Source organism: Collinsella sp. AM40-7AC (assembly GCF_003468125.1).
Lineage (GTDB): Bacteria > Actinomycetota > Coriobacteriia > Coriobacteriales > Coriobacteriaceae > Collinsella > Collinsella aerofaciens_O.
On the sequence record NZ_QSGK01000007.1, the window covers coordinates 64,052 to 79,834 of the forward strand.

Here is a 15,783-nt window from a genome sequence, read left to right on the forward strand (position 1 = left end):
GCTCATATGGGCTGTGGGGTTTTCCTTTACCCATCGAGTTTATTCACGCAACAAAATAGACTGCTCCGCATCTCTTCCTAAGAGAGATACGGAGCAGTCCCGCAATTACATCTAATAGCAGAAACATCGATTAACGGCGGGCCGCCTTAACAAGCTCGGCAACCTTGGCGACGACCTCGTCAATCGCCACGTCCTCGCGCTCGCCCGTGGCACGGTCCTTGAGCTCAACGGTGCCATTCTTAAGGCCACGCTTGCCAAGCACCACCTGATACGGGAATCCCATAAGGTCGTTATCGGCAAACTTAAAGCCGGGACGCTCGTCACGGTCGTCGACGACGACCTCGATACCCTCGGCGCACAAGCCCTCGATGATTTGGTCGCAGACGGTTGCGCACTCCTCCTTCTTGGGATCGAGCGGAATCACCGCGACCTCGTACGGGGCAACGGAAACCGGCCAGACGATACCGTGCTCGTCGTTGTGCTGCTCCACGACGGCAGCAAGCGAGCGGGACACGCCCACGCCGTAGCAACCCATGATAAGCGGCTTCTCCTTGCCGTCCTCGTCCATAAAGGTGGCGCCCATGGCCTCGGAATACTTGGTACCCAGCTGGAAGACCTGCGAGACCTCGATGCCGCGAGCAGCAGAGAGCGGCTTGCCGCAGTGCGGGCAGGGATCGCCGGCAACGACGGTGACCAGATCTGCCCACTCATCGACGGTAAAGTCGCGCTCGGGGCAGGCACCGGTAAAGTGATAATCGACCTCGTTGGCACCGCAGGCCCACTGCTTGGACTCGCGCAGGCTCTCGTCGCACACCAGACGGATGCCCTCGGGCAAGTTAACCGGTCCGATAAAGCCCTTGTGCAGACCGTAGGTCTGGAGCTCCTCGTCCGTCATCATGCGATAACCCTTGCCAAAGACATGCTCGGCCTTGCAGTCGTTGAGCTCATGGTCGCCCGGGACGATGGCCACGACGGGCTTGCCCTCGGCATCGATGAGCGCCAGGGACTTGCGCGTACCGTTCTCGGGGAATCCAAAGAACTTAGCAACGGCCTCAATGGTGCCCATGCCCGGAGTCTCGACCTTGGTAAGCGTACCGTCACCGGGACCCTCAGTCACGACGACCTTGGTGCTTGCAGCCTCATCATCGGCGGCAAAACCGCAGTCATCGCAATAGGCGAGAGAAGCCTCGCCGGCGTCGGCCAAAGCCATGTACTCGACGGAGGTATCGCCACCGATCTCGCCGGAGTCGGCAACGACGGGCAAGGCCTTGATGTAGCAGCGCTCGCAAATGTTAGCGTAGGCCTGCTTCATCTTGTCATACTCCTCCTGCAAGCTCTCCTGCGTGGCGGAGAAGCTGTAGGCATCCTTCATGATGAACTCGCGACCGCGCATCAGGCCAAAACGGGGACGGAACTCGTCGCGGAACTTATCCTGGATGTGATAGAGGTTCACTGGCAGCTGCTTATAGGAGCGCAGCTCGTTGCGCACCAGGGCCGTGACGGTCTCCTCGTGCGTGGGGCCCAGCACGAACTCGCGACCATGACGGTCGTCAAAGCGCACAAGCTCCTTGCCATAGGCATCGATACGGCCGGACTCACGCCACAACTCGGCATCGACCATGATAGGCATCATAAGCTCCTGGGCGCCGGCGGCGTCCATCTCGTCGCGCACGATGTTCTCAATCTTGCGAATCGAGCGCCATGCGAGCGGCAGGTAGGAATACAGACCGGCGGCCTCCTTGCGGATCATGCCGGCACGGAGCAGCAGGCGGTGGCTGGCGAGCTCAGCGTCCGCCGGATCCTCTTTAAGCGTCGGCGCATAGAGCTTAGACATATACATTGCTCGGGTCATTTATTTCTCCTCAATAAGCTTGTCGACCTCTGCCATAAGCGCGTCGACAATTTGGTCCTCAGCTACTTTACCAATGATCTGGCCATGCGAAAAGAGCAAGGCCTGACCACGTCCGCAAGCAACGCCCAGGTCGGCATCAGAAGCCTCACCGGGGCCATTAACGGCACATCCCATGACGGCAATCGAAAGCGGCGCGGAATAGTTCTTAAGCCGCTCGGTGACCTCCTCGGCGATGGGAATGAGGTTAACCTGGCAGCGGGCGCACGTGGGGCACGAGACAATCTCGGGACCACGGCGACGCAGGCCCAGCGACTGTAGAATTCCCCAGGCGACCGGCGGCTCCTCAACCGGATCGGCCGTGAGCGACACACGCATGGTGTCGCCGATGCCTTCGGAAAGCAAGATACCCAAGCCTACAGAGCTCTTGATGGTGCCCTGAAGCTTGGTCCCCGCCTCCGTCACGCCCAGGTGAAGCGGAACGTGGGGAATCTCACGTGACAGGGCTCGATAGGTATCGAGCGTCGTTTGCACGCTATGGGCCTTGGCCGAAAGCACAATGCTCGTAAAGCCGCGATCCTCAAAGTGCTTGACGAAGCGCTCGCTCGACATCACGAGCTTTTCGGGCTGCGTGAGGTCGTCGCGCTCGGCAATATCTTGCTCAAGCGAGCCCGCGTTCACGCCAATGCGAATCGCACAGCCCGCGGCACCCGCAGCATCGATCACCGCGTCAACCTTGGCCCAATCGCCGATATTGCCGGGATTGATGCGCAGCTTGGCGGCACCGGCCTCAACGGCACCAATGGCGAGCTTATGGTTAAAGTGGATATCGGCGACAATCGGCACCGGAGACTCGGCACAGATGGTGCGGAAGCCCTCAAGCGCGGCCTCGGAGGGCACGCTCACGCGCACGATATCGCAGCCAGCCTGCGCCAACGCGCACACTTGCGCAAGCGTTGCCTGGGCATCAGCGGTATCGGTGCAGGTCATAGATTGGACCACCACCGGCGCGCCGCCACCGATCTGCACGCCGCCCACATGCACGGAGCGCGTCAGCTCGCGAGGCAAAGGATGGGATAAAGACAATCCAAACACTCCCCTACAGAATAAATCGAAGGATGTCGGAACGAAGCATATAGACAAACAGCAGCGCAAAGAGCGCGATGCCCACATAGCTCACAATCGTCTGGACCTTGAGCGGAAGCTCGCGGCCCGCAATCTTCTGAATGATCTCGATGACTAGCTTGCCGCCATCGAGTGGCGGGATGGGCAGCAGGTTCATAAAGCCAAGCGAGAACGAAATGAGGGCGGCAAACGAAAGGAACGCGGCAGGGCCGGCAGCAGCAGCCTGTGAGGACATAACGCTAATACCCACGATCGAAGAGGACTGATCGAGAATCTCCATCGTATGCTGCGGCTGGAGCAGGCGCATCACGCCCTCCGCTGTCTGCACGACATAGGAGAACGACAGGCGAGCCGACGTGATGGGGTCTAAACGGACCACCTGCGTAGAGGCATACACACCTAGGCGCTCGTCCTCTTTGAGCGCAACCGTGGTCGAATGCTGCTTGCCGTCACGCTCGTACTCGATGGCGATATCGTCCTTACCGGCAGCCTTGCCGATGGCATCGTAGACATCCATCCAAGTAGAACATGAGACACCGTCAACCGAAAGGATCGCATCACCGGCCTCGATACCCGCCTTGGCGGCAATAGATCCCTCGTCAACCTGACCGATCACGTTGGTATCCATCGGCACGGTGACACCCGCAATGGAATAGATGCTCATAAGGAGCAAAAAACCCGTCAAGATATTGACGATAATGCCTGCGAGCAGCATAAAGGCGCGCTTGAGAAAGCCTTGGCCAAGATAGGTGTGCGAGCGTTCTTGCGCAAGGAACTCGGCCTCGCCGCACGGCAGCTCCCACACATCGCCCTCGGCAGTCGCATGTTCGCGATCGAAACGGCGACCATCAAAGGTGGTATAGCCTGCCGTGTCTCGTGGCAACGTCTGATATTTGGTGGGATAGTAGCTCGGCGAGGGCTTCTCCCCTTCCTCATACCAGGGCGCGATGGAGCCCCAGCCCAGCAAAAGGGCGCATGCCTCGAGCACATCCTCCTCGGAAAGTTCGAGCTCGACAGCAAGGTCGGCCACGGTCACGCGACCATGACGATAGATAGCCGCGAGCACGCGATCGGCGCACGAAACATCGGTCGGATCCATACCGCAGATGGCAGCGTAGCCACCCAGCAGCAGCGGGGTCACGCCAAACTTGGTTCCAATGCGACGCGACGTGTAATGGATGTCAAAGCGGCACGGCAGACCCAAAAAGAACTCGGTCACACGGACGCCGCAGGCACGCGCCGCCAAAAAGTGGCCGCCCTCGTGCAAAAACACGAGGACGGAAAGCATCAGCAGGCCCCAAAAGACCGATGAGAGAACGCTCAGAACAGTATCCATAAAACGAAAAGCAATCCTTATGGGTTAGGAACGGGTTGCGGCGAGCACCTGCGCAGCCTTTTCACGCGCCCACGCATCGATGTCGCGAAGCTGCTCAAACGAATCGACCGCCTGCATATCGTGGGCGTCCATGCAGGATTCCACAATGCGATCGATATCGGTAAAGCTGCAGCCATCGTGCAGGAAGGCATCGACGGCAACCTCGTTGGCGGCATTGAGCACGCACGGCATGGTGCCACCCGTCTTGCCGGCACGCTCGGCCAGCGCCAGACAGCGGAAGGTATCCATGTCGGCAGCATCAAACGTGAGCTGCCCCAGCTCGCGGAAATCGATACGAGGCGCCGGGGTATCCCAACGCTCGGGATACGAGAACGCGAACTGGATGGGAATACGCATGTCGGATGCACCGAGATGCGCCATCACGGAGCCGTCGGCGAACTCGACCATAGAGTGAATCTTGGACTGACGCTGCACGACCACGTTAATGAAATCGAGGTCGCAGTTAAACAGATGCATGGCCTCAATGCGCTCCAGGCCCTTGTTCATGAGGGTGGCGGAGTCAATGGTGATCTTGGCACCCATGGCCCACGTGGGATGCGCGAGGGCATCGGCACGCGTCACGCGATCGAGCTCGTCGCGCGTGCGGCCAAAGAACGGACCGCCCGAGCAGGTGAGCCAAATGCAGTGGGCCTCGCGCGGGTTCTCCCCCAGATAGCACTGGTAGATGGCGGAATGCTCAGAGTCGACCGGAATAAGCTGGCCCGGTTGTGCCAACGGCATAAGCAAGTCGCCACCGACGACGAGGGACTCCTTGTTGGCAAGGGCAAGGCGCTTATTCGAGGTCAAGGCCGCATGGCTCGCCTCGAGACCGGCGGCGCCCACAATAGCGACGAGCACGCAGTCGACATCGTCGCGACGCGCGAGCTCGCAAACCGCCTGCGCGCCAACGCCGAGCTTCGTTCCCTCGGGCAACTCCTGCAGCACGGCGTCATCGCCATGATCGACATCGGCCACGGCAACCGCCGGAACCGAGAACTCGCGGGCAGCGGCAACGAGCTCGGAGGTACTGGAGTTAACGGACAGCGCCGTCACCTGCAGGCGATCGGCATGCTGGCGGCACACATCGAGCGCCTGGGTGCCGATAGAGCCCGTACAACCCAGGATGGCAACGCGAAGGCGTCCATCGGGGCCATACGTCGTCTGGAAGGACATTACAGCACGCCTCCGATCATCAGCAACAGCTGCGCGGTGATGCAGCCGAAGATAAGCGAATCGCTACGATCGAGCATTCCGCCGTGGCCCGGGATAAGGTTGCCGGAATCCTTGACGCCCACACCGCGCTTGATGCGCGACTCGATAAGGTCGCCGATAACGCCCAGAATGGACACAACCACGCCGCACAGCAGCGCATAGGGCAGGCTGAGCTTGTAGAAGTGCGTCGCCCACAGGATGAGCCAAATCAAAACCGAGCCCAGGATGCCGCCGACAAACCCCTCCCAGCTCTTTTTGGGAGAAATCTTGGGAACCATCTTGTGCTTGCCGATACGGCTGCCCACGATGTAGGCAAACGAATCGGAGACCCAAAGGGACGCGCAAACGCCCACTGAAAGCAGGGCACCGGCAAAACCGGGCACGGCATCGCGCAGCAGCACGATAGCCGACAGCATAAAGCCAGTGTAGATGGGACCCATGAGCGTCACTGCCACATCAGAGATGCGGGTACGCGGCGACCAGACATACCAAATGCCCACAGCGAGCATCAGGGCAAAAAGCAGGGCATTCAGCAACATCGAATCGCCCAACGCCGACAGCGGAAAGAGTACGGCGGCAGCGATACCCATGCGCTCGTTAGCCATCTTGCCATCGAGCCTTGTCATACGGAAAAACTCATAGCAGCACAGACCGCTCATGACAGAAACAAAGATGGCCGTGGGCACGATACCCAAAACCAGGCACAGGATAAAGACAACGGCGTAGACGATACCGGCGGCGGCACGGGTAATAAAGCCCGCCAGCCACGAACCGGTGCCGCTCTTCGCTGCAGGCGCTCCCGCAGTGGCAGCTTTGCGCGCAGGCGTCTTGGGAGCAGATGCCTTGGGACGATCGGACACGATTAAGCCTCCTCGGTCTTGCTCAGTCCACCAAACCTACGGTCACGGCCCTGATAGGCCAAAATGGCGTCGACAAGGCCCCAACGATCAAAGTCGGGCCAATAGGTATCGGTGACGTAGAATTCGGAATAAGCCACCTGCCACAGCAGATAGTTCGAAAGGCGCAGCTCACCAGAGGTGCGAATCACAAGTTCGGGATCGGGAAAACCGGCGGTATAGAGGTGGGAAGCCACCATGTCGTCATCAATTGCGGCAGGATCGATCTTACCGGCGGCAGCGTCGGATGCGATCTGACGGACAGCGCGGGTAATCTCGGCACGCGCGCCGTAGTTGACGGCAAGCGCCAGCGTCATACCGGTGTGATCGGCGCACTCGGCAAGACCGCGCTCAAAGACATCGCGAGTCTTCTTGGGCAGCGCGGAAATGTCACCCAAAAAGACTACGCGCACATTTTCGCGCTTCAGAAGCGGCAGCTCGTCGATAAACGTCTTGGCAAACAGGTGCATCAGAACGTTGACTTCGTGCTGCGGTCGATTCCAGTTTTCGGTCGAAAATGCATAGGCCGAAAGCACGTCGACGCCCAGGCGCACGCAGGCGGTAATGATCTCGCGCAGCGAGACGATACCCGCCTTGTGGCCCTCGGTGCGTGCAAGACCGCGCGACGTGGCCCAACGACCGTTGCCGTCCATGATGCACGAGATATGGTGCGGAATGTTATTGAGGTCAAGGTCGGAAAAACCGACGCCCGCAGGGGCGTCGGCAAAGTACTCGACCAGTTTATGCTCGTCGTATTGCACCTTAGATCTCCATGACCTCGGCTTCTTTTTCCTTCAGAAGCTCCTCGACCTTGGCGACATACTCATCGGTGTGCTTCTGGACCTTGGCCTGCTCGCGACGGACATCGTCCTCGGTGAGCTCCTCATCGCGCTCGAGCTTGTTGTTGAAGTCGCGACGGATGTTACGGATAGACACCTTGGCCTGCTCGGCGTACTCGCGGCACTCCTTGACGAGCTCGCGACGGCGCTCCTCAGTGGGAGCCGGGAACGGAAGACGAACGACGGTGCCATCGGAGTTGGGGGTAATACCCAGATCGGAAGCGCCGATGGCCTTGACGATAGCATTGATGAGCGCCTTATCCCACGGCTCGATGAGCAGCATGTGAGCCTCGGGGGTCTTGACGGCGGCAACCTGCGTGACCGGCGTGGGGACACCGTAATAATCGACGGTGATGTCGGACAGAATGTTGGCGTTGGCACGACCGGTACGGACCTTGGAGAAGTTATGCTTGAGGGACTCGAGCGACTTGTCCATATGGGCGGTGATGTTCTCTGCCATGCTTAATCCTCCTGATAGACGAGCGTGCCGACGGGCTCACCCGCGAGCGCGCGCTTGACGGTGTCCTCGCCATCGATGTTGAGGACCAAAATAGGCATACGGTTATCCTGGCACAGGGCCGTAGCTGTGGAATCCATAACCTGCAGACCGCGAACGAGAACCTCGTGATAGGTAATCTTGTCAAAACGGACGGCATCGGCGCACTTGACGGGATCCTTGTCGTAGATGCCGTCAACCTTGGTGGCTTTAATCAGAATCTCGGCGCCGATCTCGCACGCACGAAGAGCAGCGGCGGTGTCGGTCGTAAAGTACGGATTGCCCGAACCGGCGGCAAAAATAACGACGTTGCCCTTGGAAAGGTGGTTGATGGCGCGACGGCGAATATAGGGCTCGCAGATCTCGTTCATCTGGATAGCGCTCATCACACGGCAGGGAACGTCGTTATGCTCGAAAGCATCCTGCAGGGCGAGCGCGTTCATAACGGTCGCGAGCATGCCCATGTAGTCGGCCTGAGCACGCTCCATGCCACCGGCAGCGCCTGCCATGCCGCGGAAAATATTGCCGCCGCCGACAACGACGCCGACCTCATGGCCAACGGCGAGCAGCTCCTTGACCTGCTTGGCAAGATGATCGGTAACCTTGGGGTCGATGCCATATTGGCCGTTGCCCATCAGCGCTTCGCCGGAAAGCTTAAGAAGCACTCGTTTATATCGGATGTCGGACAAAGCGATCCTCCTTTAATTAGACTCTCAATATGATATCAAAGGCTCTGATAAGAGCCATGAAAAAGCAGGCTGTGAGTAAAACCCACAGCCTGCTCATTACCAGCTACAAGAGCTTATTTACTCGCCACGGACCAGACGGTCAAAGGCAACGACGGTAATGGTGTCGCCGAGCTCCTTGGAGACCTGCTCAGCGTACTTCTTGATGGTGAGGGAGCTGTCCTTGATGAACTCCTGCTCGGTGAGCACGGACTGCTTGTAGAACTTCTCCAGACGGCCAACAGCCATCTTCTCCTGGATAGCCTCGGGCTTGCCGGACTCGGCAGCCTGGGCCATGTAGATCTGCTTCTCGTGCTCGACGGTCTCGGCCGGAACCTGATCGCGGGTAGCGCAGATCGGGGCGACGGCGGCAACCTGAAGGGCAACATCGTGAGCGAAGGTCTTGAAGGACTCAGCCTGAGCGGTCTCGGCCTTCTCGAAGGCGAACTCGACGAGGACGCCGATCTTACCACCCATGTGGATGTAAGAAGCGAGCGCGCCGTTCTCGGCCTTGCGGGCAGCGAAGCGGGAGATCTTCATGTTCTCGCCCATGATGTGAATCATCTCGGTGAGCTCGGAGGAAACGGTCTCCTCGCCCATCGGCTTCTCGAGCAGAGCGTCGACGTCAGCAGGCTCGGTGGTAGCGACAACCTCAGCGACCTTGGAAGCAAAGCCGGTGAACTTGGCGTTGGAGCCAACGAAGTCGGTCTCGCAGGAGAGCTCGAGCAGAGCACCGGTCTTGCCATCCTCGGAGACGAACGCGGCGACAGCGCCCTCGTTGGTCTCACGGCCAGCCTTCTTGGCAGCCTTGGCAAGACCGTTCTTACGCAGAACGTCGACAGCGGCGTCCATGTCGCCGTCAGCCTCGACGAGAGCCTTCTTGCACTCCATCATCGGGGAGTCGGTCATCTCGCGGAGCTGCTTGACCATAGCGGCGGTAATCTGGGCCATTGTGGTTCCTTTCAAAGAGATGAAAAAGAATTAACTAAGACTGATTTACTCGGCCTTGGGCTCAGCGGCCATCTCGGCCTCGGAGACCTGCTCCTTGCCGGAGCCAGCGAGGCAGGCGTCAGCCATGAGCTCGCACATAAGGGTGACAGCAGAGATAGCGTCATCGTTGCAGGGGATGCCGTACTCGACCTCGTCGGGATCGGAGTTGGTGTCGATCAGAGCGACGACGGGGATGTTCAGGCGCTGAGCCTCCTTGATGGCGTTCTCCTCGCGCTTAGTGTCGATGACGAAGAGAGCCTGGGGCAGACCCTTCATGTCACGGGCACCACCGAGGTTGGTCTGGAGCTTGGTGAGCTCCTTGCCGAGCACAGCCTGCTCCTTCTTGGGGAGCACTGCCATGCGGCCGTCCTCGACCATGGCCTCGAGCTCCTCCATGCGGTTGATGCGGGAGCGGATGGTGACGAAGTTGGTCAGCATACCGCCGAGCCAACGCTGGTTGATGTAGGGCATATTAGCGCGCTCAGCAGCGTTCTTGACGGCCTCCTGAGCCTGCTTCTTTGTGCCGACGAACAGCACGTTGCCACCCTTGGCGACGTTCTTGACGAAGGTGTAGGCCTGGTCGGCGTCGAGGATGGTCTGCTTGAGGTCGAGGATGTAGATGCCGTTGCGCTCACCGAAGATGAACGGCTTCATCTTGGGGTTCCAGCGACGGGTCTGGTGACCGAAGTGGCAGCCGGCCTCGAGCAGGGTGCGGATATTAATCTTGGTAGCCATGTTAAACCTCCTGTGGTTTGCCTCCGCGCGGGGTCATCCTCCAAAACCAACCCGGACATGTGCTACCAAAGCCCGGGCACCACGGTATGAAGTAGCCGCGCGTGCGTGATAAAAACATGTTGCCGTGAAGCAACCCGATGAATGATAGCAGGAATGCATCTTCGTGCCAACCCGCAATCAAAACCACACACCTGAGTGCGGCGCGGGACGTCCCAGCCACTATTCGCCTCGGGGATGGGCTTGAGCCACGGCACGTTTGAGCCGATCGGGCGTGAGGTGCGTGTAGATCTGCGTCGTGGACAGGCTCGCATGACCCAGCAGCTCTTGAACCGAGCGCAGGTCCGCACCGCCCTCGAGCAAGTCGGTCGCAAAGGTATGGCGCATCGCATGCGGGGCGATGTCGGCCGGAATGCCGGCGAGTGTCGCCAGAGTATGGAACCGCCGCCTGAGCATGGCGGCACTCATGCGATTACCGCGCGCCGATATAAGCAGCGGATGCGGCCCGGTAGTGGGGTCACGGCGCTTTGCCTGAGCGAGCAACTCCGGCCGCCCCTCCTCAATATAGAGACGCGTCGCCTCGAGCGCGCGACGATACAGAGGGACGATACGTTCTTTGCTCCCCTTGCCCCACAGGCGCAGCGTGCGTTCGGACCACACAATGGACTCCACATTGAGTGCTGCGAGCTCAGAGATACGGGCGCCCGAGGCATAGAGCAGCTCGAGCATCGCCGCATCGCGCAGTCCCGCGGGTGTTGAGGTATCAGGCGTCTTGAGCAGCGCCTCCACCTGTTGGGTCGTCAGCACACCGGGTAGATCGCGCGGGAGCTTGGGCGAGGAAATTGCCGAGACCACATCGCCCTCCACAACCCCCTCGGCAGCCATCCACCGATAGAGCGAGCGAATGGCAGACAGGTGTGCCGCAAGCGTTCGGGGAGCCACCTGCTCACGCGAAAGTTCGGCAAGATAGCGACGAATGGTGCGCACGTCGGCAGCGAAAGCATCTATATCCTCACGCTCGCACCAGGCAGCAAAACGCTCCAGCCTCGAGCCATAGGCCGTCACCGTGTTGGGAGAAAGTCCCTCGACACGTGAGATATAGGCGATAAACGAGTCGACGGTGTCGTACAGGTCAAAGGCTATGACCGGTCGCCTCCAAACAAATCGGGGCGAGTGGCCAGATAGGCATCAAGGGCCTCGAGCGCACGGTCCGCATAGGCCTGGTAGCGGTCGCGCTTGCTGCGGCGCTTACCATCCTCGAGTGGCGGCACCAGGCCAAAGTTGACATGCATAGGCTGATAGCCCACGGTGGCAGGATCGGTCGCATAGCCCACGAGCGCACCCAGGGCGCCCACACGCGGCAGCTCGACGCCCGCGGCCCCGATAGCCTCGGCATAGGTGTTGAGCGCCGCGAGCAGACCCGTCGCCACGGCTTCCATGTACCCCTCGGTGCCGGTGATCTGACCGGCCAGGCGCACGCCGGTGCCGGGCACGGCAAAGGTGCCATCGAGCACGTGCGGGGCGTCGACAAAGGTATTACGGTGCATGACACCGTAGCGGAAGAACTCAGCGTTCTCCAGGCCCGGCACCATATGGAAGACGCGCTTCTGCTCGCCAAAGGTCAAGTTGGTCTGGAAGCCCACCAGGTTATAGGCGGTCTTCTCCTTATTCTCGGCACGCAGCTGAATCGCCGCCCAGGGACGACGACCGGTTCGCGGATCGGTGAGGCCGACAGGCTTCATGGCGCCAAAGCGAATGGCGTCCTTGCCGGTGCGCGCAACTTCCTCGGCAGGCTGGCAGGCCTGGAACAGATCGCCGCCCTCAAAGTCCTTGAGCACCACGCGGTCAGCCGTGGTAAGCGCCTCGATAAAGGCCTCGTACTCCTCCTTATTGAGCGGAGCGTTGAGATAGTCGCCGCTCCCCTGCTCCTCGTAGCGCGACTGCGAGAACAGCACGTCCATATCGAGCGTGGAGGCATCGACGATCGGCGCCGCGGCATCGAAGAACGCAAGGGCGTCGCCACCGACGAGCTTCATGACCTCTTCGCTCAGCGCCGGCGAGCACAAGGGGCCGGCGGCAATGACCACGTGACCTTCGGGAATCTGCGTGACCTCGCCGTGAATGATCTCGATATTGGGACGGGCGGCAACCTCGGCCTCGACAAACTCGGAAAACTTGACGCGGTCGACCGCCAAGGCGCCACCGGCGGGAACAGCCGCGCGATGGGCGCAATCGAGCAGGACTGAACCCATGCGCTCAAGCTCGGCCTTCAGCAATCCAGCCGCGGAATCCGGACGGGTCGACTTAAACGAATTGGAACAGACGAGCTCTGCCAGGTGATCGGTATGGTGGGCCGGGGAGCTAACCTGGGGGCGCATCTCGCACAGCCTTACGGCGAACCCGCGATCTGCCAGCTGAATCGCGCACTCCGAACCCGCCAGACCGCCACCGATAACCGTCACCTGATCAAACAGCATCTGCAAACACCTTTCTAATTGACATGTTTTCCATTGTGACCGAAGGGTGTCTGAGCGTGAAGGGCAAACTTGGAGGGCGCATACCTTCCATCCATCATGCGCTCGATAAGGCCCTCGAGTTCAAGCGAACCCAAGAGTTTGAGTACGCCGACAGCATCGAGCGAGACAAGCGCCGCGATGTCGTCGACCTTGAGCGGAGAGGCGATGAGCGCATGCATCACGGTCTGCTGTGTTGGATCCAGGTCGGCAATGCCGGGAGCATCGGGGCGCGAGTAGCGCAGGGTGCCGTAGATGCGTGAGATAGCCATCTCGATAGATTCCTCGTCGATGATGCAGCAGGCACCGTTCGCAATGAGGTAATTCGTGCCACGCGACTCGGGCGATAGGATCGACCCCGGCACGACAAGAAGTTCGCGCCCCAAATCCATAGCAGCCTCGGCTGTAGAAAACGTCCCGGAAGGCATACCCGCCTCGGAAACAAAGAGGGCTTGCGACAGGGCCGCGATCACGCGATTGCGGCGCGGAAAGGCAAACTTGCGCGGGCCCATGCCCCACGGAGAGATCGACACGACCGCGCCACCCGTATCGAGCGTGCGCATAATAAGCCCCGCGCTCGAGCGCGGGTAGACCACGTCGGCGCCCGTCCCCAGCACCACGACGTGTTTGCCGCCGGCGTTGACCGCAGCCCAACCCGAGGCCTGGTCACAACCGACCGCGCCGCCCGAAACTACCGTCACTCCCGCCTCGACCGCCACCTTTGCCGCAAGCTCTGCCACGGCAAGACCATACGGCGAGGCCTTGCGCGCGCCGATGATGGAGAGCGCGGGCGTCGAAAGCACCTCGGGGTCGCCGCGCACATAGAGCGTCTGGGGTACATCAGAAAGCTCCAAAACGGTCTCGGGATACAACGCATCACCTGGATGCAGCTCGTAGGTCCCCTCGGCCATCATTGGTCCCTCCTTCCCTGGTACATCGCTGCCTCGAGCACGTGGTCCTGCGTCACTTGCTCGCTCTCGGCGACGTCGGCGATGGTACGCGCGATACGCACCAGGCGCACGATGCCGCGACCCGTGAGATGTGTGCGCTTCGACAGGCCGAGCACACACTTCTCCGCCGCATCATCGAGCTCAAAGGTCGAAACGACGCCGTCAATGGACCGTGTCTCGTCATCCTCGGCCTCGGCATCAGCATCGTCCATACGGGATTCGCGCCAAGCGCGAAAAGCGCGACCGCGCACAACGTAGTCACGTAACTCAGCTGACGACATACCCTCCGCGCCCTCGATAATCACCTGAGGGTCGGGACGGGTCACATCGATCATCATGTCGATACGGTCGGCCAAAGGACCGCGCAGTTTAGACCGATAGCGCTCGACCATCGCCGCCGAGCAGCGACACGGTACCTCACGATCGCCCAAAAAGCCGCAGGGGCAGGGATTGCTCGCAGCCAGCAGCTGAAAGCGCGACGGGAAGGTAAAAGCCCCGTCGACGCGTACGATCCTGACGTAGCCGCGTTCGATGGGCTGACGCAGCGTCTGCAGCACACCCGTGGGAAACTCAGCAAGCTCGTCCAAAAATAGCACGCCGCCATGAGCAAGGCTGATCTCACCCGGGTGCACCGGGCGCCCACCGCCGATAAGACCTGCGGTCGAAATACTGTGATGGGGACTGCGGAAGGGCCGGTGCCCCGCCAACAAGCCATCAATGTTCTCACCCAAAACCGAATGGATGCACAGCGCCTCCTGTTGATCCTCAACGGAAAGCTCGGGCAGGATGCCGGTCATACGACGCGCGAGCATCGTCTTGCCCGATCCCGGGGACCCGATCATGAGCAAGCCGAGTTCTCCTGCCGCCGCAAGCGCCATGCCGCGCTTGGCGACCTCCTGCCCCAGTACGTCGGCATAGTCGAGCTCGGGCTCAAAGGTCGCCTCGAGCACTTCAGAATCCAAGTAGTGCCGCGCGGCATCGCCCATGCCATGGGCAAGCTGAGACAAATGATCGATGAATCCACAATCCACGCCCGCAAGCGGCACATGCTGATCGGACCTGCCGGCGATAAAGGACAGCCCCATATCACGCGCCAATAGCTGAAACGCCACCTCGCCCTTGACAGGAAGCACCGTACCGTCCAAGCCAAGCTCACCAGCGATAAGACAACGATCGAGGTTGTCGCGGGGAATCTGACCATCGGCCGCCAATACCGCGATGGCGATGGGCAGATCAAAGCCGCTACCGGTCTTGCGAATATCGCCAGGCGCCAGATTGACCGTAATGCCCGAGCGCGGGATCTCGAACCCGGCGGAGCGCATCGCGCAGCGAATACGACCGCGTGACTCCATCACCTCCATGCTCGGAATGCCGAGCATCTGGATGCCCGGAACGCCACCGGCAAGCGAGACCTCGACCGTGACGTGAATCGCCTCGACGCCGCGGATGCAGGCCGCGTGAACGGCAAACGTCTCGAACGCCATCACGACACCTGCCAATCGAACGCGTTGTACTGATGCTCGATCTCGGCGATATGCCCGCCACGAATGGTGACGCCCACGGCATCGAAGCGAATCGCCTTGAGCGGATAATGCTCCATGAGGTAGCAACTTGCGATGCGGCGGTAGCGGCGTTGCTTTTGGGCGTCCACGGCCTCCTCGGGAAAGACCCGCGTGCTGCAATCCAGTGCAACTCGTCTGGTTTTGACCTCGGCCATCACCACGACATCGTCGAGCTCATCGAGCAGCACCAGATCGGCCTCGCCCTCGGTGCAACGATAACCCTGCTCCAGCAAGGTGTAGCCGCGCTCGTTAAAGTAGTCGATGGTGATCAGCTCGCCCAGCATGCCCAGCTCGCGGGGACTGAGTCCCTTGATAAAGTCGGGCGTCATCGCCCCACAGTCGAGCTCGCCGTTTTCCCAACGCTCCTTGAGTTGCTGCGTCTTGCTCTTTTTGCTTGCGGCACTCATGGGGTCTCCTTTCCCGCACACTGCATTGCCCCGATGATGAGGGCACCTTTCATGCGGGTAAGTACCGGAAGCAAACCAAAAGCTGACCAAATGCCGTCAAAAAACGGGCCGT

At 60.5% G+C, this 15,783-nt stretch carries 15 protein-coding genes; all 15 read right to left on the reverse strand.

What is annotated here, in order from left to right; translation table 11 throughout:
• Positions 1-130: 130 nt before the first annotated feature.
• Positions 131-1,852: a proline--tRNA ligase gene (locus tag DW892_RS07205; RefSeq protein ID WP_233546869.1), complete on the reverse strand. Its 1,722-nt coding sequence runs from the start codon at positions 1,850-1,852 to the stop codon at positions 131-133.
• Complete coding sequence (ispG, locus tag DW892_RS07210) at positions 1,853-2,935, reverse strand: flavodoxin-dependent (E)-4-hydroxy-3-methylbut-2-enyl-diphosphate synthase (RefSeq protein ID WP_117766645.1); 1,083 nt, start codon at positions 2,933-2,935, stop codon at positions 1,853-1,855.
• Positions 2,936-2,948: 13 nt separating this feature from the next.
• Positions 2,949-4,310: an RIP metalloprotease gene (locus DW892_RS07215; protein WP_117766647.1), complete on the reverse strand. Its 1,362-nt coding sequence runs from the start codon at positions 4,308-4,310 to the stop codon at positions 2,949-2,951.
• 24 nt (positions 4,311-4,334) lie between these two features.
• On the reverse strand, positions 4,335-5,522 hold the full coding sequence (dxr, locus tag DW892_RS07220; protein WP_117766649.1) for a 1-deoxy-D-xylulose-5-phosphate reductoisomerase: 1,188 nt from the start codon (positions 5,520-5,522) through the stop codon (positions 4,335-4,337).
• On the reverse strand, positions 5,522-6,421 hold the full coding sequence (locus DW892_RS07225) for a phosphatidate cytidylyltransferase (RefSeq protein ID WP_233524910.1): 900 nt from the start codon (positions 6,419-6,421) through the stop codon (positions 5,522-5,524). The genes dxr and DW892_RS07225 overlap by 1 nt, the downstream gene beginning before the upstream one ends.
• Positions 6,422-6,423: 2 nt before the next feature.
• The gene (locus tag DW892_RS07230) at positions 6,424-7,218 is read right to left on the reverse strand and encodes an isoprenyl transferase (RefSeq protein ID WP_117766651.1); all 795 of its coding nucleotides are present in this window, start codon (positions 7,216-7,218) and stop codon (positions 6,424-6,426) included.
• A 1-nt stretch (position 7,219) separates the two neighbouring features.
• Complete coding sequence (frr, locus tag DW892_RS07235) at positions 7,220-7,756, reverse strand: ribosome recycling factor (protein ID WP_006236112.1); 537 nt, start codon at positions 7,754-7,756, stop codon at positions 7,220-7,222.
• 2 nt (positions 7,757-7,758) lie between these two features.
• Positions 7,759-8,481, reverse strand: coding sequence for a UMP kinase (gene pyrH, locus DW892_RS07240; RefSeq protein WP_117766653.1), 723 nt, complete (start codon positions 8,479-8,481; stop codon positions 7,759-7,761).
• 117 nt (positions 8,482-8,598) lie between these two features.
• Positions 8,599-9,468: a translation elongation factor Ts gene (tsf, locus tag DW892_RS07245; RefSeq protein WP_022094736.1), complete on the reverse strand. Its 870-nt coding sequence runs from the start codon at positions 9,466-9,468 to the stop codon at positions 8,599-8,601.
• Positions 9,469-9,513: 45 nt separating this feature from the next.
• A complete protein-coding gene (gene rpsB / locus DW892_RS07250) occupies positions 9,514-10,242 on the reverse strand; it encodes a 30S ribosomal protein S2 (protein WP_006236109.1) in 729 nt (242 codons plus the stop codon).
• Positions 10,243-10,461: 219 nt separating this feature from the next.
• On the reverse strand, positions 10,462-11,382 hold the full coding sequence (locus DW892_RS07255) for a tyrosine recombinase (protein WP_117766655.1): 921 nt from the start codon (positions 11,380-11,382) through the stop codon (positions 10,462-10,464).
• Positions 11,379-12,716 carry a methylenetetrahydrofolate--tRNA-(uracil(54)-C(5))-methyltransferase (FADH(2)-oxidizing) TrmFO gene (gene trmFO / locus DW892_RS07260; protein ID WP_117766657.1) on the reverse strand — a complete coding sequence of 446 codons (1,338 nt, stop codon included), beginning with the start codon at positions 12,714-12,716 and terminating at the stop codon, positions 11,379-11,381. Before trmFO ends, DW892_RS07255 begins: the two co-directional genes overlap by 4 nt.
• Positions 12,717-12,730: 14 nt before the next feature.
• Positions 12,731-13,666 (reverse strand): DNA-processing protein DprA, encoded by a 936-nt coding sequence (locus DW892_RS07265; protein WP_316242606.1) that lies wholly within the window; start codon positions 13,664-13,666, stop codon positions 12,731-12,733.
• Positions 13,663-15,186 (reverse strand): YifB family Mg chelatase-like AAA ATPase, encoded by a 1,524-nt coding sequence (locus tag DW892_RS07270; protein ID WP_117766659.1) that lies wholly within the window; start codon positions 15,184-15,186, stop codon positions 13,663-13,665. The genes DW892_RS07265 and DW892_RS07270 overlap by 4 nt, the downstream gene beginning before the upstream one ends.
• Positions 15,186-15,671 carry a YraN family protein gene (locus DW892_RS07275; RefSeq protein WP_117766661.1) on the reverse strand — a complete coding sequence of 162 codons (486 nt, stop codon included), beginning with the start codon at positions 15,669-15,671 and terminating at the stop codon, positions 15,186-15,188. Before DW892_RS07275 ends, DW892_RS07270 begins: the two co-directional genes overlap by 1 nt.
• Positions 15,672-15,783: the final 112 nt, after the last annotated feature.